This is a genomic window from Thermovibrio sp. (assembly GCA_015488335.1).
GTDB lineage: Bacteria > Aquificota > Aquificia > Desulfurobacteriales > Desulfurobacteriaceae > Balnearium.
Genome location: WFNZ01000004.1, coordinates 14,237 through 32,417, shown reverse-complemented (window position 1 = coordinate 32,417; position 18,181 = coordinate 14,237). Strand labels below are relative to the sequence as shown.

The window sequence follows — 18,181 nt, the reverse complement described above, 5'->3', positions numbered from 1 at the left end:
TGGAAAAACCCTTGAAACACAAAGGTATTACTTTTTTATTAGAAATGAATACCAGTTATTTCAATGGTTTACGATAGATAACTGTTGAAATGCCCTGAAAAGTTGAAGGGATTGCGACTTATAACACTATTTTCATCAGCGGTGAAAAGTTAGGTTGAAATGCCCTGAAAAGTTGAAGGGATTGCGACCTTTCCCCTTTTCTCTTTTCCCCTTTTCCCTTTTTTGTTGAAATGCCCTGAAAAGTTGAAGGGATTGCGACTAAGGACAAGGAATTTCGCCTGCAACGAGGCGTAAAGTTGAAATGCCCTGAAAAAGTGAAGGGATTGCGACCGGTTTGATTGGGATAATTAGCTTTGTTTTCCCTGCTTTGTTGAAATGCCCTGAGAAAGTGAAGGGATTACGACTCCCCCATGCAGTTACCGTACTCACTCCATCTGACAGGTTGAAATGCCCTGGAAAAGTGAAGGGATTGCGACAGACGTAGCTCACTCCGTTGTAAATGAGCTCTCCGTCTTCTTGAAATGCCCTGGGATTGTGGCTTTAGAAGCTGGTTTAAAATTGGAAGTATGGAAAAGAAAGGATTTGTCTTTTTCGTATCTGGAAAGCTAACAGGTAAAGGCGGGCACTCTTTAAGGCAGTTTGTTTATGAGGGTAGAACTGTTTCTTCTGTTGTTGGCAGCGCTCCGGTGCTCGCCAGGCTAAAAGGCGTTCAGCCGGTTGCCTTTGTTCCTCACAGTTTAGACGATGAAGATGTTAAAGTGATAAAAGAGGAGCTCCCTTCCACCCAAATCATAAAATCTCCGGCCATGGGCGTTTTCAACGGAAAAACGTTTATTTCCAACTACAGCTCTTTAACCTTTTTCTTCCTGTTCCACATGCTTAAAACAACAGAAATCTGGAAAGAGAAGGATTTAAACCTCTTTGCAGACATATCAACGGGGAATAACCAGATAACCTTCTCAATGGCAGAAGCCTTCAGATACCTTGAGGTTTTCAGCCACCTTTCCAGAATAGGCTTGGGTGAAAGCAACCAATTCCAGATAGCCTACTCTGAACCGGCAATAGGCAACCTCAAAGAGGCATTAAAGGTTTTCAGCGAACCTTTTAAAGTGAAAGGTTTTCCTTCACTTCCTCTCAACTATAAAGGAGTAAAAGATGCGGAAAGGGAGCTCCAGAAACTCCCCGTTAGAGAGGAAATCGCCAACGAAATAGTCTCTTTAAGCCAAAGAGCCGTTTTAATACTAACAGCAGTCCTTAAAAACATTCCCTTAGCCGTTTACCTTTTAGGATATAACACTCCTTCAGAAATAGAGAAGACTTTAAATCTGCTCATAAAAGAGCTTGAACCTGTAATGGGCAACTCTGAAAACCCTCCTCAGTTCAAAGAAGAGAACGGGAAAATCTTCTACACTTTCTCTCCGGAAGGACTAAACTCCCGCAGAATCATAAGTTTAATTCTCCTTATAGGTTTCTACTACGGAATCTCGGAGCTCCTCAGAAAATACCACGTGCCAAACACTCCCAACTCCTGCGAAAACGTTGATAAGCTTTTGAGTAAGTTTAGAGGTATTTACTCTTCGCTTTTTGGAACTGAGAACGTTAACTACACACTTCTGGAAAAAGATATAAGTAGGCTTAGAACAATAATTTCTAACTTTAAGAAAGACAATAGGATAATTTTAGACTACTTTCTTCCTGGAGAAAAAGTTGATACAGAGGAAAAACATAAAAACAGTAGGCCACAGCTCAGGAATTTCTTTGCCCATTCTGGTCTTTTAACCAACATGATAGAATTTAACCTTAAATATGAAACAGTAAGATACAAAAAAGAAAGCCTTGGAACGGTTGAAAAATTCCTTATAAAGCTCTCAAATGAATTTACTCAGTAAGAGTTTTAATGATAAGTTTCTTGATTTCTGTTTTGAATTTTTTAGAAAGGCCTACAACTATGTAGTAGTAGATGAGAGAGATAACGGCAACGGCTATTCCAAGAGCTGTTGCTTCAAGGGCGAAGGCGATTCCTTTGCTTACCGCCGCTATGTCTGAAACGCCTTTTTCTGCCATTGTGTTGAAAGACTCCATTATTCCAAGAACCGTTCCAAGGAGTCCTAAAAGAGGAGAGGCAGTTATTACGAACATTAAAAGCCCCTTGCCCCTTTCAAGTTTTGAAGAGTAAGAGGTGTAAAGGAGCTCCGCCCCTTTCTCACCCGCCTTTTCAAGTTCTTTCTGAATCAGTTTTTTCTCTGCCGGAAAGGTGAAGAAGTAGTAGAGGAGCCTCTCTATAAATACCGCCGAGGAGAGGAAAAAGAGGAAGTAAAGGATGTAGAAGATAACTCTGTGGGCAAACTCTATGTCAAAGCTCAAGGCAACCTCCGGAGTAAATGTGCAATAATTTTATAACAATCTCAAGTTTCAGGAGAGCAAATGTTTCTCTTTAGAGAAAACGAATGCGAAGAAAAGCCTGAGCTGATTATCGTTCCGATGGTTGATGTTATGCTCTTCCTTCTGGCCTTTTTCGTTCTGATAGCCGGAAGCATCATCCCCGGGCTGGCGATGAAGACAAACCCTCCCGAAACCGTTCAGAAAAGCTCCTTCAGGCCGAAAAGAAAAGTTGTTACTGTTGTGATAAAGAGAGACGGAACAGTTTACTACGGGAACACGAAGATGAGCTTTAATGAACTTGTAAGGCTCTTTAAGGGCTTTAAGAAGGAAGACCCGCTGGTCTCTTTGGTTATTGATGCAGATAGGGGAGCTCCCGTCCAGTCTTTAGTAACCGTTATGGACGCCGCCCAGAAGGCCGGAATAAACTCTATGGGACTGCTGGCAAAGGAAAAGAATGGGAACAGGGATTAGGATTCTTCTCTCTCTTATCCTTGCAGCTTTCCTGGAATTCCTCTTCATTGAAGGGTCGCTCTCTGTTCTGAAACCTCCGAAAAGGGAGATAAACAGAGTTATAAAGATTTCACTCGTAAGGCCGGAAAGGAGAGTTGAGAGGGTGAGGGTTGAAAGGAGCTCCGGCCAAAGTAAAAAAGAAGAGAGAAAAGTAAAAGAGATTCCAAAACCTAAAGTAAAAAGCACAAAACCTAAAAAGGAGATAGCAGAGAAAAGCCGAGAAGAAAAGAGGAAGGGTGGAAGCCTTAAACCACTTCAGGGAAACCTGCCTGTCAGCTACATAGACGCAGTTAGAAGGGCAATTGAAGAGAGCATCTTCTACCCCCTTGAAGCCATAGAGAACGGAATTGAAGGCCCCGTTACCGTTAGGTTTTCACTGAACAGGGAAGGAAAAGCTGTAGATTGTAAGCCCCTATCTGGAAACGCCATTCTCTCTGAAGCAACCTGCACTGCAATAAGGGAAGCAAAGTTTCCCCCTATCCCTCCCTCTATAAAAAACGATACTCTCACGTTTGAGCTTCAGATTGAGTTCAACCTGAAAAAGGCTTTAGGCGGTTAGAGGTCAAAGATCTTCCCTGGATTAAGAATGTTGTTTGGGTCAAGAGCTCTCTTTACAGCCTTCATCTTCTCTAAGGCCTTTCCAACCTCTAAAGGCAGAAACTCCTTCTTCATCCAGCCTATTCCGTGCTCTCCGGAGATTGACCCTTCAAGGGAGATCGTGAACTCAAAGACTTCCCTCACAGCCCTGTGAACCTTCTCCTCCTCGTGAGGCTCATACATGAAGTTTACGTGAATGTTTCCGTCTCCGGCGTGGCCGAAGTTTACAACCATCAGGTCGTATTTCTTTGCAATCTCGTAAACGCCTTTAATCAGGTCTGGAATCCTGCTCCTTGGAACGACAACGTCTTCGTTAATCTTCTTTGGCTTCAGCTGAACAATTGCGGGGGAAACGGCTCTCCTTGCCATCCAGATGGCTTCCCTCTCGCTCTCGTCTGACGCCGTTCTAATCTCTGTAGCTCCAGCCTTTTTGCAGACCTGAACTGCCCTGTTTATCAGCTCGTCAACAACGGCCTCGTATCCGTCAACCTCTATTACCAAAAGCCCCTCTGCGTAGGTTGGAAGGCCGATTTTGGCGTAGTTCTCAACGGCTACTATGGAGTTCTTATCAAGGAACTCGCAGGCCGTTGGAATGACTTTAGCCTTGAACATGTCGGCAACGGCCTGTGCAGCCTGCTCAACTTTGGGAAAAATGGCCATTGCCGTCCTTACGGCTTCAGGTTTCGGAATGAGCTTCAGGTATGCCTTTGTTATGAAGGCCAGAGTTCCTTCTGAACCAACTATCAGGTCTTTCAGGTTGTATCCGGCAACAGACTTAACAGCCTTTGAGCCAACCTTAGAGACTGTTCCGTCTGCAAAGACAACTTCCAACTGCATCACGTAGTCTTTTGTAACGCCGTATTTAACACACCTTGGGCCGCCGGCGTTTTCTGCTATGTTCCCCCCTATTGTTGAATACTTGTAGCTTGAAGGGTCTGGCGGGTAAAAGAGTCCTCTTTTCTCAACCTCTTTCTGTAAATCGTAGGTAACAACTCCCGGCTCTGTAAGAACTCCTAAGTTGTCTTCGTCTATCTCCAGGATTCTATTCATTTTCTCTGTAGAGACAACGATTCCCCCCTCAAGCGGAGCCGCTCCGCCGGTTAGTCCTGAACCTGCTCCCCTGGGGTAAACAGGAATGCCTCTTTCGTTGGCGTAGGATAGGATTTTTGAAATGTCTTCTGTAGATTCTGGAAAGACGACAACGTCTGGAACACCTTTATAGCCTGTTGGAGTTCCGTCGTAGGCGTAGGAGAGCCTCCAGCTTGTTGATGTTCTTACCTTTTCTTTTCCGATGAGCTTTTGAAGGTCTTTTCCAAGTGCTTCTGTAGATATCAAAGGCCGCCTCCTGAAGTGGTGTTAGCTTTTAAATATAGTTCAGGAGACGGCCTTTTTGATTAACCCTCTGTGTGGGCCCTGTGGCACTCAATAAGGTTGTCTATGTCTGTGTCAAGAACGTAAACGTTTAGATAACCGAGGGCTAAAAGGAGACCTGCTACCCTGTTTGCAAGCCTTGTCTTTTTACAGCCAACGATTACAGGGTGGTTCTTTGGCTTTGGCAATCTGTCCATCTGGTATGGGAGCTCCGGGTATGGAATGTAAACGGCTCCCGGAATTCCTGCCTCCTCTGCGTTCTCGTGTTCAACGTGGGCAGGTGGCCTTACGTCTAAAACGTAAGCTCCAAGGTCTCTTATCAGCTCCCTTGCCCTTCTGACGTTTACGTGGCCGAACTCTTCCTTCTCAAGGTCTGCCTTTACGGCCTCTTTCAGGTTTTCGGTGAGGACGTCAATGCTCATCTCTCCCTCCTTCTTCTGGTTTGATTTCAAAGATAATTTAGATTTTCTTATGGTGTTTTGCAAATATCAAACTTTCCTTCAACGATAACGTCTCCTGTCATCTCAGGGGGTATTTCCTCTCCAAGTATGTGGAGTATCGTTGGGGCAATGTCTCCAAGTATTCCAACAACGGGAATGCCGGCGAACTCCTCGGGGAGCTCCACGTCTTTTTTAGTTCTCCTTTTAACTTTGTAGCTTCCGCAGGTTCCTTTAACAACAACGAAGGGAACAGGGTTTGTTGTGTGGGCAGTCCAAGGGCCTCCCGTTTCAGGGTCTATCATCTGCTCTGCGTTTCCGTGGTCGGCGGTTACTATGCAGACCCCTTCCATCTCAAGGGTTGTCTTAACAACCTGTTTCAGGCACTTATCAATCGTCTCAATCGCCTTTATTGTTGCCTCAAGGTTTCCGGTGTGTCCAACCATATCGGGGTTTGCGTAGTTGAGAACTATCAGCTTATACTCTCCACTCTTAATCCTCTCAACAACCTTTTCTGTGACTTCCGGTGCGCTCATCTCAGGCTTCAGGTCGTAGGTGGCAACTTTTGGAGACGGAACAAGTATTCTGTCCTCTCCCGGGAAGGGCTCCTCCCTTCCGCCGTTGAAGAAGTAGGTAACGTGGGCGTATTTCTCAGTTTCAGCAATTCTCAGCTGTTTGTAGCCAAGTTTGGAGATAACCTCTCCTAAAACGTTCTTTAGCTCCTGAGGTGGGAATGCAACGTCAAAGGGGAAGGTCTCGTCGTAGAGGGTCATCGTTGCAACGTAAGAGGGCTTAACAACCTTTTTCCTCTCAAAGCCGTTGAAGTCTTCAAGGCCTATGGCGGAAACGATCTGCCTCATCCTGTCTGCCCTGAAGTTGAAGAAGAATACAACGTCGCCGTCCTCTATTAAACACTCAGGGTTTATCACGTAAGGCTTAACGAACTCGTCTGTCTCTCCTCTGTTGTAGGCGTCGTGGAGTGCTTTTATCGGGTCTGTGCACCTGTAACCCTCGCCAAGAACCATTGCGTTGTAGGCCTTTTCTGTTCTATTCCACCTCTTATCCCTGTCCATGTAGTAGTAGCGGCCGCCCATCGTTCCGATGGAGCCTATTCCAAGCTCTTTCAGCTTCTCAATAAGCTGTTTCAGGTAGATTTCTGCGCTCTTCGGCGGAGTGTCCCTTCCGTCTAAAATGGGGTGAACGCAAACCTTCTCAAGACCTCTCTTTTTTGCAAGCTCTAAAAGGCCGAAAAGGTGTTTTATGTGGCTGTGGACTCCACCGTCTGATAGAAGACCAATAAAGTGGAGCTTAACACCCTTCTCCTTTGCAGTTTCAAAGGCTTTATTCAAAACGGGGTTGTTCTCAATCTCCCCGCTTTCTATGGCCTTTGTAATCCTCACTATGTCCTGCCAGACTATCCTTCCGGCACCTATGTTCATGTGGCCAACTTCGGAGTTTCCCATCTGGCCTTCAGGAAGGCCGACTGCCTCTCCGGAAGCCTTTAAGAGACCTTTAGGGTAGGTGCTCCAGAGGTAGTCCCAGAAGGGCGTGTTCGCAAGGGCTATTGCGTTTCCCTCTTTCTTCGGGCTGTATCCAAATCCGTCAAGGATCACAAGAGTTACAAACTTTGCCATCTCCAACCCCTTTTTAATTGAAAATCGTTATCAGTAAGGATAGTCTCCGTAGTAAACCTTTTCAAGGTAGAGGCCGTCGGGGGGAGCCAGGTAAGGAGCAAAGGAACGGTCTTTCGCCTCTAATATCTCTTTAACGGCAGATGGGGGGAGCTCCCCCTTCCCAACCTCAACCAGCGTTGCAACCATAACCCTTACCATGTGCCTTAAAAAAGAGCGGCCGTAGAAGACAAACTCAATCAGGTGGCCGTTCCTCTCTACCTGAATCTCGTTAACCTCCCTTACTGGGTTAACCTCCTTCTTTCTGTCTTTTTTGTAGAAAGAAGAGAAATCATGGATTCCTACAAGGTGCCTGGAAGCCTCTCTCATTGAGTCAACATCCAGCTCAAAGGGAACGAACCAGCTTCTTCTATACTCAAAAGGGCTTGGAACGGGGCGGTTAAAAATCCTGTACCTGTAGCGTTTTCCCTGTGCGCTCCTCCTTGCGTCAAATTCCATAGGAACTTCCTCTATTTCAACAACCTTGATGTCTGGCGGCAGAAGTCCGTTGAGTGCCCTCTGGAGGCGGGGGAGCTCCACCTCTTTTTCAGTCTTAAAGTTTGCAACCTGACCTAATGCGTGGACGCCGGCGTCAGTCCTGCTTGCTCCTGTTAACTTAACCGGATGTTGCAGAACCGTCTCAAGAGCTTCCTTAACTTTACCCTGAACTGTAGGTTTACCAGGAATAAACTGCCAGCCGTAGTAGTTAGTTCCTAAATATTCAAGTGTAAGCTTTATGTTCCTCATACTTTTCAGCTCCTTTTGGTAATCTTCCACTTTAAGGAGGAAGGAGTGAAGCTTCAAACCGAGAGTTTAATTGTAAGCGTTCTCATAATCTTAGCTGGAATAGGGGCTTTAGAGCTTGGTTTCTCCTCTTCAATCTTTGAAATCTTAGGAGGAGTTTTCGCTTCAAACGTTTTGGAGCTTGGGGAGCTCCGCTGGATAGACTTCCTCTCTAATCTGGGCCTTTTAGGGCTTATGTTCTTTGCCGGCCTTGAAACAGACCCGGAACTGATGAAAAAGCACTTTTTGAAGAGCCTCTTTATCGGATTCTCCTCTTTCTTCTTTCCCCTTATAAGCGTTTTCTACTTCTCCCACTACGTTCTCCATTACTCATTTGAAGCTTCAGTTCTCATCGGAATTGCCCTATCAACAACCTCTTTAGCCCTCGTCTATCCTCTCCTTAAGGAAAAAGGACTCCTCAAATATACGGCTGGCCAGGTTCTTCTTGCGGCGGCAATGATAGTTGACATCTCCAGCATGATGACAATGAGCTTCCTCTTTGAGGGGATAAACATCTACAACCTTATCTTTGCGGTTGCACTGATACTTCTCCTCGTAAGGCTTCCAAAATGGGGAGAGAGGCTGTTTGAGAGGTATTCTGGAAACCAGATAGAGTTCAAAACCCGCTTTATTCTGTTAGTTCTCATTGCTTTAGGCTTTCTATCGGACACGGTTCACATAAACGAGGCTGTTCTGGCCTTCACAACGGGGATTTTCTTTGCGGAGCTTTTTAGAAAAGACCGTTTGATTGAGAAGAAAATAAGGGCAGTAATCTTCGGGTTTTTAGCTCCATTCTTCTTCTTTAAGGCCGGATACTCCGTAAAACTCTCGGTTGTTAGCTGGAAAGTAATTTTCCTCTCACTGTTCCTTGGAACAATAGCCTTTATAACGAAATACGTCGGAACAATTTATGCAACTGCCAACCTCTTTAAAGGAGCCGTCTACAAACTGGCAGGGCTCTTTTTCAACATGAGGCTCACCTTTGGAATAGTTGCCTCAGTTTTTGGCCTGAGGTCTGGAATAATTGATGAAGAGACCTACGTTGCGCTTCTACTCATTATCGTTTTCACCTCTCTTATCGCTTCCGTTATCTCAAACAGGCTTCCCCACGAGGTTGAAGAGGACATCCTTGAAGATATCTTTAAGATTTAAACCCCTTTGAGGAAGTTGTGAAGTTTAAACCGTCTAAACCGTTTACAGTTGGGATTGAGCTTGAGGTCCAGATAGTTGACCCTGAAACCCTTAAACTGAAGCCGGCTTCATCTGTAATCTTCTCCCACAGTCCAACTCCCTTAGTTCAGAAAGAGTTTCTCCAGTCTATGGTTGAGTTTGTTTCGGGAGTTCACACAGAGCCAAAAGAGGCCGTTTCGGAGCTGAAAGAGGCCGTTGAAAAAGTCTGTAGACTGGGAGAGGAAAAGGGTTTTCTCCTTTCCGCTTCTGGAACCCACCCAACGGCAGACCCGGAGAAGATAAAGGTTACACCTGATGAGAGGTATCTGAGGCTCCTTGACGAGTTCCAGGAAGTTCTGAGGAACTTCCTCATATACGGCCTCCACATCCACGTTGGCCTTCCGGATGAGAAAATGATGATGAACACGTACAACGCCTTTGTTAAGTATTCTCCTCTCCTGTTAGCCCTCTCTACCTCTTCCCCATTCTTCAGATGTAAAAACACCGGGATATTCTCTTACAGGACAAAGCTCTTTGAACAGCTACCAAGGGCTGGAGTCCCCCAGCACTTTGAGACGTATGACGAGTTTTTAGAGCTCTACGGAAGACTAAAAGAGACGGGAACTATTGAGAGCCTGAAGGACATTTGGTGGGATGTGAGGCCAAGGCCAGACTTTGGAACTGTTGAGCTGAGGGTGTGCGACGCCGTTGCAGACTTTAAAAGGTTAGAGGGGCTTGTTTCGTTAGCTGTAATGTTGGGAGAGCTCTTTTCTGAAGAAGAAGTTAAGCCTGAATACCACCAGGTGAACCTCCAGAACAAGTGGAACGCCGCAAGGCACGGTCTCTCTGGAGTGTTCATAACTGAGACGGGAAGATCTACGATGGGAAGGGAGCTCCACCGGCTCGTCAACCTCTACGGAAAACGGTTCGGGAAAAGAGAAGAGGCTGCAAAACTACTGTTAGATCTGATAACAGAGCCAACACAGGCAGAGGAGCAGCTTGACGCAGTTAAAAAAACCGGCGATACTTCAGCGGCGGTAAAGGTATCTCTTCTCAACCGGAGGCTCTGTTGAAGGGAGTTGTTGCAGCCGGAGACAGGTTAACGGCAGAGGCCGGAGCAGAAGTTCTAAAAGCCGGAGGAAACGCCTTTGACGCAGCAGTTGCAGCCTGTTTCGCAGCACCTATGTCTGAACCGGCACTAACATCGGCCGGAGGTGGCGGTTTTCTGTTGGCCGTTTCACCGGGGGAACCTCCCGTTCTCTACGACTTTTTCGTAGACGTTCCACCAAAGAGAGTTGAAAATCCAGACTTTTACCCGATTGAGGTTGACTTCGGCGATACAAAACAAATTTTCCACATAGGTGCAGGCTCCGTTGCCGTTCCAGGATTTGTTGCAGGACTTTTAAGAGTCCACTCAGAAAGAGGGAAACTACCGCTGAGAGAAGTTTTAATGCCTGCCGTTGAATACGCAAAGAACGGCATAAAGCTTTCAAAACTCCAGGCCTCATTTGTGAAACTCCTTGAGCCCATTTTCACAGCAACGGAAGAGGCTAAAGAGATTTACGCACCCAATGGGAAACTGATAGATGAAAACACGCTGTTTAAAAATCCCGACTACGCTAATTTTTTGGAGCTCCTTGCTGAAGAAGGACAGTGGGTCTTCTACGAGGGAGAAATTGCAGACAGAATAGAAAAAATTTCTGTGAAAAAGAACGGACTTATAAGGAAGGTAGATCTTGAAAGATATAAAACTATTGAGAGAAAACCACTAAAGGTTCCTTTCAAGGAGTTCACCGTTTTCACAAACCCTCCACCCTCTTCCGGTGGAATTCTTATAGGGTTTACCTTAGAGCTCCTCTCAGAGGTTGACCTGAAGGAGTGGGGAAGTATCTTCCACGCCGGAGCTCTCATAGAAGCAATGAGAACAACGGGAAAGTTCAGAAAAGACTTTATAGACAAGAACATTCACAGCAAAGAGCTTGAAGAACTCTTAAACGATGAAGAGATTTTGAACTCTTACAAAATCCTCTTTAAGAACAAGCTGAACCTGTGGGGAAACACGACCCATATAAGCGTTTTTGACTCTGAAGGAAACGGAGTTTCTGTAACAACAACAAACGGCGAGGGCTCTGGAGTAATAATTCCGGGAACCGGAGTTATGCTCAACAACATGCTTGGAGAGGAAGATCTGAACCCCCTCGGCTTTTTCAGGTGGCCGCCTTACGTGAGGCTTCCCTCTATGATGTCTCCAACGGCAGTCTTTAAAGGAGAAAAACCACTGCTTTTATTGGGAAGTGCAGGGAGCAACAGAATAAGGAGTGCAATTGTTCAGACAGTTCTCAACAGCCTTATCTTTAAGATGGAGCCGGAGGAGAGCGTGGGAGCTCCCCGCCTCCACTACGAAAACGGAGAGGTATTTATAGAGCCGGGCTTCCCGGAGGAAACCGTTTCTGAGATTAAGAGGCACTACAGAACAACCGTTTTCAGGGAAAAGAGCCTCTTTTTCGGCGGAGTTCAGCTTGTAACATCAGACTTTAAAGGAGCAGGAGACCCGAGGAGGGGTGGATTCTTTAGGGAGATATTCTAAGTCAAGAATTTCCTTTAACTTTATTGTTGTGTGTTGACCTGTTCTAATTTTTTTTCTATGATTGATTTAGATCAAAGCTTAAATGTGAAAACCAGTATATTATAGGAGGGAGCGATGATTAGCCAAAAAGAAAAAGAAATAATCCTCCAAGAAATTAAAAACTATGAACTTTTCCACTTTAAGGTTAACAGATTAATTAAAAGATCAAAGTTAGCAGATGAAAAAGTTTATTTTCTTCTACTTCAATTTTTTCCAAATGCTGCAGTAGAATTTCATTTAGATTCAGTTATAGCTGCTCTAGTTCATTCTTTTCGGCCTATTGATCCTATACATATGTTTTCAAATGGCATTTTTGCTGTGGCTGTAAGTTCATCTGCCGTTATTCCTATGGAAGTCTTTGAATCACGAATAAGGTGGAAGCTTCGTAAATATTACATATCAGACCTTAACTTTTATTTATCCTATGCTATATCTCCTTATGAATCAACAAATCTCCTCAATTTATTGAAAATATCCCATAACAGAATGAAGGAAATCATGAGGAAGGAAGAATTTACTGTTGTATAATTGTTCTCCCAACGTTAAAAGGGGGATTCTAAATGAAAACGCGTTTTATTTTACTCACTTTGGCTTTCTATCCCTTTACCTCTAATGCTTTTATACTTGATAATGTGGAAGTCGGAACCTGCACTCTTAACCCTTCAGGATATGTAAAAGATACAAACTACCCGATGCGCATAGACATTGATAAGGATATACATTTATCTGCTAATAGTTGCTTGTTATTAAACTATTCGGCCGAGAATCTTCCTTTAATCCCGGATGTCAGGATATCTTTTTCAAAGCTACACTTTCATGGCTCAGGGGAGGCTTCTCAAGATTTTCAATATAAAGACCTTAAAGTAAAAAAGGGAGAATCCGTATCTTCAAAATGGGACGTTGAGAACTTTTCTCTAACCTTCTACTATCAGCCAATAAATTTCTTTAACAACGACTTTTTCAAAGCGGAGTTAGGTATCACTACGGATTTTTTTGATTCAACATTAGAAATAAAAAACGAGAAATACCAAAGTTTAGAGAATGAAAATGTATCAACTTTTGTTCCTGCATTTCATTTATACTTTGAGTTCCAGCCGAAGTACAACCTAAGTTTATTCACAAATTTTGACGGATTAAGTTTTACAGAACAGAAAAAAAAGATTTTCGTGACGGGAATAAAGTACTATATTAATAGTCAAATTTATCTGAGTACGGGCTACAGGTATGAGAAATTCCAGATAAGAGACCGAAATAGTACAGATTCAGACTTTACGACGAGGGGATACTTCTTTAAGGCAGGGGTGATATGGTAGAAACTGAAAAAGAAGTTAAATTATCTTTGCTTTTAGAGAATAAGTTTATTAAAGATCTTCTAAAAACCTATATAAATGCAAATTTGTCCAATACAGTAGTTCTTACTGAAAGTTGGAAAGAAGCAGATATTCTTATTATAGGATATAATTACATAGATTCTGACCATACGGAAGTTCTAGAAATAATAGAACAGAAAAAAAAGCTTCTAATATTAGACTTTGATTTTGAAGAAGAAGAACTGATAGTTCTTCTTAATTTACTGCCAATAAAAGGGATTATATACAAGAATATGCCGTTAGAATACCTTGAGAAATGCATAAAAGTTGTAAATAAAGGGGAACTCTGGATAAGAAGGACAACTATAGAAAAACTTATAAATTATGATGTGGCAGTTTCCTCTTTAACATTAAAAGAGCTTTGCATTGTGTACTATTTACTTAACGGATTAACAAATAAAGAAATTGGGAGGAAGTTAAACGTATCTGAACAAACAGTAAAACATCATATAAACTCCATTCTTAAAAAGATAAAGCGCCGGAATAGAATAGACATAGTGTTAAGTTTTTACAGGTTTAAAAAGCTCCTTAAATTAATTCTCCTGAAGGAGTCTGTTCCTATCAATGTTTAGTCTTAGAAAGTTTGCATTAACCGCGCTGATAGTTCAAGCTACACTGGTAAATACGGCTCTATCGCAAAATGAGAGATACTACTGCGTCCAGGTGCTTTCCTCTCCGAAGTTGAACAGGAAGCTTGAGAAGAAGTTTTACCTGCTAAGGGGAGTACCTGATAAAAGAATAGAGAAAATAGGCAGTTACTACACTATTAGGGTAGGTTTTTGGAAAAGTAAGGATGAGGCAGAGGAGTACTACAGGATTCTTAAGAAACTGTTTCCCGAAGCTCTCCTGAGAACGTGTTATAGATTACCTTCCCGTTGGGTTCTACCGATAGTTGGAAAACAAAAGGCTAAAGGGAAAGAAAGAGGAGTTTTCAGCCGTAAACTCAATCACTATAAAAAAAAACCTCTAAACTTGAGAAATGAGAACGGTATTAATTTTGAAAGGTTAGCTAAACGTTACTATTTTTCTTTTAATACAACATCGCCTGAGTTTACACCTTTTAAATTTCCTCAAACAAGAGTCTATAAAAAGCCGTCTACTGAGTTTAACTTAGACATATTTGCTGTTAATCCCTTATACGGTAGATATAAACTTTACAGAACAGCGTTTTATTTTAAGCGTCAGAAGTATTCAGCTGGAATTTCCATTGAGAAGAAAGAAAAAACCGATTTAAAACTCTATGTTCCATCTCTTATACTCTTCAAGAGGGAGTTAGATAATACAAATATCCTTACCGTGCAGCTGGGGATACTCCAGAGAAACACTATCTACGAGAATGCATCTAACCCTGCTGTTTCCTTATCTTGGTCCCTGTTCCCTTTCAGCGGGAACTTCGTAGCGGGCTTCGGACTGGAGAACGGATATAACGACACCAGTTTAAGGGATTTAGTATTCACATCGTTTTACGGAAACTATAAATTTCTTCCCCATTTGAGCCTTTCGGGCTCTGTCTTCTTTGAAAACTTGGTCAAAAGGAACGTAGATTTCTATCCTTTTAAAAGCAGAACCTGGTTGTCTGGTTCCATCAACTATAGAAATTCCTTATTTTCTCTATTAACTTCAAACAGAGGAGGATACCTGTTAGATTTAAGTGCAGAGTACAAAACCTGGAGCGGCTTGAACTTGAAACTGAGTTTTTCCTCTGACAAGGACTTACCTTTACCCCTCTCGTCAAAAGGACACATTTATACGGAGAGGGGAACGGACTATCTAATGGTTGTAGACCCGCTGAACGTTCAGAAGGTTTCACTGAAGGTATTCAAGAAAGCCCTCGGTTTTTCCATTAACTATTACAGGCTGAACGGTAATAGCTCTATAATGAGCGATAACTACTACCGCTTTAAAGATAAAGGATTTATGGGACTGAGTCTGGGAAGCTACTACAGGATGACGATAAAAAATTTTGAGCTCCAGCTCTACGGTGGATTTTTTATTCCCGGAACTCTATTTAACGATAAAAGCGTAAAAGGCGCAGGCGGTTTTAACATCAGAGGAAAATGGTAAAGAGAGTTCTCCTGTTAGCGTTTATCCCGTTGATGTCCTCCTGTCTCTCCTATCAGTTTTCTGCTTGTCTTAAGGGAAAGCTGCCGGGAGATGTAACTGCTTTAGAGAAACGGGCAAAGACTTTATCAGAAAAAGGCTTTAAGGAAGGTGATTTCTGTCTTGGGTATATTCTCCTTTCTGAGGGGAAGCCAGAGAGAGCAATTCCTTACCTGATGAGAGCTTACAGAAAGGGCTTTAAAAAGGCAGCTTACTACCTTGGTAAGGCCTACGAGGCAATAGGAGACAGGAAAAAAGCGGCCTACTGGTATTTTGAAGACCTCAAGAACGGACACATTACAGACAAGTTTTTCAGAACAACCCGGTATATCTCGGGTGCTCAGCTCAAGGAACTCAACAAAATTGCTAAAAATTACCCTATTGTTTACCAGTATTTAGGCGATTACTTTTTTAACTCCGGTTTTTACGATGCGGCGCTCTACTACTACCACATTGCCATACGTTACGGGTTTGAAAGGGCAAAGTTTATGGCCGGCCTTTCACTCTACAAGCTCGGAAATAGAAGAGAAGCTCTTAATACTTTCTACTCCATCTACAAAGAGGGAAACTTAAGAGGGTCTGAGGAGATAGCGTCTCTCCTTGAGAAAGAAGCCGACAGGTCGGCAGGCTGCGTTGCGGAAGAGGCAAGAACGCCGGAAGAGTTTGTAAAGAGGAAAGCGGAGATCTTCAGAAAGAAAGAGCAGCTTTACAAAACGGCAGCTGAGTTCTACAAGCTGTCAAAAGATACTCAGGGGTACCGTAGAGTTCTTAAAAAGAGGGAGTACTACTCCCCAAATTACAAGGGAAAACTCCTTATCCCAGATTCTCTAAATATTTCCAGGATTCCCTACTCAGAGGCTCTTAAACAGTGCAGAGAAGGGAAGGAGTGGGCTGAGCTGTTTGTTGCTTCAAGAAGGAGAAAATCGTTTTTAAAGGCCGCGGAGGAATTCTACAGAGCTATGGGTTTTGTTATTAGTAATCACTATCATTAATTTCTGCCTTCCTTAAGAAGCGGTTGTATTAGCCAAAATCAGTTGACGAACTGATAATCATTACTATAATCTTTAAGCGACAGAAAGGCAGTATTAAGAAATAAAAATTGAATAAGGTTTAAAAATTCCTTAAACTAAGGTTCAAAATAATAGTTTTAAACAAAAAATGACATAAAAAACAAACTTTAAGCATATTCACAAACAAGGCTTTCCTTCTTATGATTGTAAGTGAATGGCAAAAAGCCTGGAAAACAAACTAAAGGAGGAGGTGCCATGGGTATCAGGAAACATCTCAAAGCAACTCTCGGTCTACTTGCAGTAGGTAGTGTGGCTTTTGCAGGAGCTGCACACGCTGATAACTCAGTAGTTGATGTTCAGCAGAATGCTTCAGGACAAGCCCAGTTTGTAAAGCAGAAGGATGGATCAGAACAGTTTGAAATCGGCGGTGACAACAACATTCTCCTCATCCAACAAACCGGTAAAGATGTAATCCTTGAAGGTTCAATGACAGGAGGTAACAACAACGTAGGAAACATTGTTAACGGCTCAAAAGAATACCTCAAAATGACTGCAAACGACGGCTCTAACGACTACAACATTGATTTCAAACTCAATCAAGATGGAAGCGATGCTATTAACGTAAAATCTGTTAACCTTACCTCTCAAGACGGTGGCGGAAGCAAGAAAGGGGAGATTGACGCAGCAGGTGACATCAACCTTGCAGTAACACAAAATGCTGGTGCTAACACAATAAACGTTGGCTACGTTAAGTCAGCAGCTGCAATGACTGGAAATGTAACACAGCAAGATGGCGGCACACTGAATCTTAACTATGTAGAAACAACAAGCGGTAACATGGACTTTACCATAAATCAAAGCGGAGGTGCCAGCAACAAGATAACATTAGGTGATGATACTGTTCCTGTTAAAGCTGGTAGCCTTGAGGCAAAAATCACCCAGCAGACAGGAGATTCCAACGTAGTTACTCTTTCCGACTTTAATGTTGGTGGAAAGCTTACAATAGAAGGTTACAGCGACGATACTCTTACACAGGATGGTGGAAGCAACACAGTTCTCATGCACGATGTAGATTCAGCAGATAATACAACAGTAGCTATAGACCAGTCTGGAGACTCCAACCAGGTTCACGTAGATGCAATAGATGCTTCAGCTGGTACAGTTACCTTCAAAGTTAACCAGGAAAACGGCAGCAACGTTGTTGATATAGCAAACCTTACTTCAGATTCTGCTGATGTAAGTGCTGATATCATCCAGACAGGCGGAAACGATTCATTCAAAGTAGATACCCAGGTTAAAGCTAATGACGACGTAACAATAAACGCTACACAGTCTGGAGGCTTAGACTCTATTGACCTTGATACTGTAACTTCCAACTCAGGTAAGGCTCAGCTCACATTCACCCAGAGCGGTTCCAGTGATACCGTAAGCATGGATACAGTTACTGCTGAAAAAGATGTAACAATGAACATTACCCAGTCTGCAGCATCTGATAAGGTAGACATCAACAAGGTTACTTCATCTGACGACGCTGTAGATATCACAGTCGACCAGAGCTCTTCAAACAGTGAGTTCATCGTAGCTGATGAGATAAGCGCTAAGAATAAGGTTACAATTGACGTAACACAGGAGAATGGAGATTCCAACAAGCTCAAAGTTAACGACGTTAAGTCTACAAACGGTGCTGTTGACTTTGAAGTTGTTATGAACGGAAGCAACAACTCCATGGGTGGAATTGATGTAGGTTCTGACGCTAACGGACTTGCAGCTAACTACGATGCCGGTCTTGTTCAGGAAGCTGGAGATAATGCAACACTCAAAGCTCACATCTACGGAGATCAAAATACTGTAGCTCTCAAGCAAGTTGCTGGAACAACGGCTGACTTCTACCTTGACATTGGTTCTTCCGGCAGCAGCGTAAACAACAACGAAGTTGATGTTTACCAGAATGCCAGCACGTCTGCATACGCTGATATTGACGTTACCGGCTCTAACAATACACTCAAGCTCTACCAGACAAGCTCCGGTGCTAGCGTCTATGCTGATATTGACATCACATCCAGCGGTAATACAATTGCTATTACACAGAAGGCTGGAGCTGAAGGTGCATCATATGTCAAGGTTTACTAAGAGTTTGTTAAAACTACAGAAGGGG

At 43.2% G+C, this 18,181-nt stretch carries 17 protein-coding genes and 1 CRISPR repeat array; of the genes, 12 read left to right on the top strand and 5 right to left on the bottom strand.

Annotated elements, in window-relative coordinates:
• Positions 1-83 precede the first annotated feature (83 nt).
• Positions 84-476: direct repeats of the CRISPR family, unit length 35 nt; unit sequence GTTGAAATGCCCTGAAAAGTTGAAGGGATTGCGAC.
• 90 nt (positions 477-566) lie between these two features.
• Positions 567-1,889: a TM1812 family CRISPR-associated protein gene (locus tag F8H35_RS00620; RefSeq protein WP_472571642.1), complete on the top strand. Its 1,323-nt coding sequence runs from the start codon at positions 567-569 to the stop codon at positions 1,887-1,889.
• Here F8H35_RS00620 and F8H35_RS00615 read toward each other — a convergent pair.
• Positions 1,879-2,364 (bottom strand): MotA/TolQ/ExbB proton channel family protein, encoded by a 486-nt coding sequence (locus F8H35_RS00615; protein WP_472571641.1) that lies wholly within the window; start codon positions 2,362-2,364, stop codon positions 1,879-1,881. The two genes, F8H35_RS00620 and F8H35_RS00615, sit on opposite strands and share 11 nt — an antisense overlap.
• Before the next feature lie 60 nt (positions 2,365-2,424).
• On the opposite strand from F8H35_RS00615, the gene F8H35_RS00610 reads away from it, so the two are divergent.
• Both F8H35_RS00610 and F8H35_RS00605 read left to right on the top strand, forming a co-directional pair.
• Positions 2,425-2,853 (top strand): ExbD/TolR family protein, encoded by a 429-nt coding sequence (locus tag F8H35_RS00610; protein ID WP_472571640.1) that lies wholly within the window; start codon positions 2,425-2,427, stop codon positions 2,851-2,853.
• Positions 2,837-3,451, top strand: a complete 615-nt coding sequence (locus F8H35_RS00605; RefSeq protein ID WP_472571639.1) for an energy transducer TonB — start codon at positions 2,837-2,839, stop codon at positions 3,449-3,451. Before F8H35_RS00610 ends, F8H35_RS00605 begins: the two co-directional genes overlap by 17 nt.
• Here the strand turns inward: F8H35_RS00605 and F8H35_RS00600 are convergent.
• The 4 genes from F8H35_RS00600 to truA form a co-directional block, all read right to left on the bottom strand.
• The gene (locus F8H35_RS00600) at positions 3,448-4,821 is read right to left on the bottom strand and encodes an FAD-binding oxidoreductase (RefSeq protein ID WP_472571643.1); all 1,374 of its coding nucleotides are present in this window, start codon (positions 4,819-4,821) and stop codon (positions 3,448-3,450) included. The genes F8H35_RS00605 and F8H35_RS00600 overlap by 4 nt on opposite strands.
• 62 nt (positions 4,822-4,883) lie before the next feature.
• Complete coding sequence (locus F8H35_RS00595) at positions 4,884-5,282, bottom strand: rhodanese-like domain-containing protein (protein ID WP_472571638.1); 399 nt, start codon at positions 5,280-5,282, stop codon at positions 4,884-4,886.
• 47 nt (positions 5,283-5,329) lie between these two features.
• Complete coding sequence (gene gpmI, locus F8H35_RS00590; RefSeq protein ID WP_472571637.1) at positions 5,330-6,931, bottom strand: 2,3-bisphosphoglycerate-independent phosphoglycerate mutase; 1,602 nt, start codon at positions 6,929-6,931, stop codon at positions 5,330-5,332.
• A gap of 30 nt (positions 6,932-6,961) precedes the next feature.
• Positions 6,962-7,714, bottom strand: coding sequence for a tRNA pseudouridine(38-40) synthase TruA (gene truA / locus F8H35_RS00585; protein WP_472571636.1), 753 nt, complete (start codon positions 7,712-7,714; stop codon positions 6,962-6,964).
• A 45-nt stretch (positions 7,715-7,759) separates the two neighbouring features.
• On the opposite strand from truA, the gene F8H35_RS00580 reads away from it, so the two are divergent.
• From F8H35_RS00580 to F8H35_RS00540, 9 genes are all read left to right on the top strand, one after another.
• The gene (locus F8H35_RS00580) at positions 7,760-8,902 is read left to right on the top strand and encodes a cation:proton antiporter (protein ID WP_472571635.1); all 1,143 of its coding nucleotides are present in this window, start codon (positions 7,760-7,762) and stop codon (positions 8,900-8,902) included.
• A gap of 17 nt (positions 8,903-8,919) precedes the next feature.
• Positions 8,920-9,993 carry a carboxylate-amine ligase gene (locus tag F8H35_RS00575; protein ID WP_472571634.1) on the top strand — a complete coding sequence of 358 codons (1,074 nt, stop codon included), beginning with the start codon at positions 8,920-8,922 and terminating at the stop codon, positions 9,991-9,993.
• Positions 9,990-11,507, top strand: coding sequence for a gamma-glutamyltransferase (ggt, locus tag F8H35_RS00570; RefSeq protein ID WP_472571633.1), 1,518 nt, complete (start codon positions 9,990-9,992; stop codon positions 11,505-11,507). The genes F8H35_RS00575 and ggt overlap by 4 nt, the downstream gene beginning before the upstream one ends.
• 114 nt (positions 11,508-11,621) lie before the next feature.
• Entirely contained in the window at positions 11,622-12,074 is a 453-nt protein-coding gene (locus F8H35_RS00565; protein WP_472571632.1) for a hypothetical protein, read from the top strand.
• Positions 12,075-12,178: 104 nt separating this feature from the next.
• Positions 12,179-12,859 (top strand): porin family protein, encoded by a 681-nt coding sequence (locus tag F8H35_RS00560; RefSeq protein WP_472571631.1) that lies wholly within the window; start codon positions 12,179-12,181, stop codon positions 12,857-12,859.
• A complete protein-coding gene (locus F8H35_RS00555; RefSeq protein WP_472571630.1) occupies positions 12,853-13,488 on the top strand; it encodes a helix-turn-helix transcriptional regulator in 636 nt (211 codons plus the stop codon). Before F8H35_RS00560 ends, F8H35_RS00555 begins: the two co-directional genes overlap by 7 nt.
• Entirely contained in the window at positions 13,481-14,980 is a 1,500-nt protein-coding gene (locus F8H35_RS00550) for an SPOR domain-containing protein (RefSeq protein ID WP_472571629.1), read from the top strand. Before F8H35_RS00555 ends, F8H35_RS00550 begins: the two co-directional genes overlap by 8 nt.
• The gene (locus F8H35_RS00545; protein WP_472571628.1) at positions 14,974-16,008 is read left to right on the top strand and encodes a hypothetical protein; all 1,035 of its coding nucleotides are present in this window, start codon (positions 14,974-14,976) and stop codon (positions 16,006-16,008) included. The genes F8H35_RS00550 and F8H35_RS00545 overlap by 7 nt, the downstream gene beginning before the upstream one ends.
• A 273-nt stretch (positions 16,009-16,281) precedes the next feature.
• On the top strand, positions 16,282-18,156 hold the full coding sequence (locus tag F8H35_RS00540) for a hypothetical protein (RefSeq protein ID WP_472571627.1): 1,875 nt from the start codon (positions 16,282-16,284) through the stop codon (positions 18,154-18,156).
• Positions 18,157-18,181 lie beyond the last annotated feature (25 nt).

What these genes read in the sequence shown, in the direction of transcription:
- truA (WP_472571636.1), bottom strand. Translation starts at nt 7,714, where the DNA reads ATGAGGAACATAAAGCTTACACTTGAATATTTAGGAACTAACTACTAC.
- F8H35_RS00610 (WP_472571640.1), top strand. Translation starts at nt 2,425, where the DNA reads ATGTTTCTCTTTAGAGAAAACGAATGCGAAGAAAAGCCTGAGCTGATT.
- F8H35_RS00620 (WP_472571642.1), top strand. Translation starts at nt 567, where the DNA reads ATGGAAAAGAAAGGATTTGTCTTTTTCGTATCTGGAAAGCTAACAGGT.
- F8H35_RS00555 (WP_472571630.1), top strand. Translation starts at nt 12,853, where the DNA reads ATGGTAGAAACTGAAAAAGAAGTTAAATTATCTTTGCTTTTAGAGAAT.
- F8H35_RS00605 (WP_472571639.1), top strand. Translation starts at nt 2,837, where the DNA reads ATGGGAACAGGGATTAGGATTCTTCTCTCTCTTATCCTTGCAGCTTTC.
- gpmI (WP_472571637.1), bottom strand. Translation starts at nt 6,931, where the DNA reads ATGGCAAAGTTTGTAACTCTTGTGATCCTTGACGGATTTGGATACAGC.
- F8H35_RS00550 (WP_472571629.1), top strand. Translation starts at nt 13,481, where the DNA reads ATGTTTAGTCTTAGAAAGTTTGCATTAACCGCGCTGATAGTTCAAGCT.
- F8H35_RS00545 (WP_472571628.1), top strand. Translation starts at nt 14,974, where the DNA reads ATGGTAAAGAGAGTTCTCCTGTTAGCGTTTATCCCGTTGATGTCCTCC.
- F8H35_RS00565 (WP_472571632.1), top strand. Translation starts at nt 11,622, where the DNA reads ATGATTAGCCAAAAAGAAAAAGAAATAATCCTCCAAGAAATTAAAAAC.
- F8H35_RS00540 (WP_472571627.1), top strand. Translation starts at nt 16,282, where the DNA reads ATGGGTATCAGGAAACATCTCAAAGCAACTCTCGGTCTACTTGCAGTA.
- F8H35_RS00595 (WP_472571638.1), bottom strand. Translation starts at nt 5,282, where the DNA reads ATGAGCATTGACGTCCTCACCGAAAACCTGAAAGAGGCCGTAAAGGCA.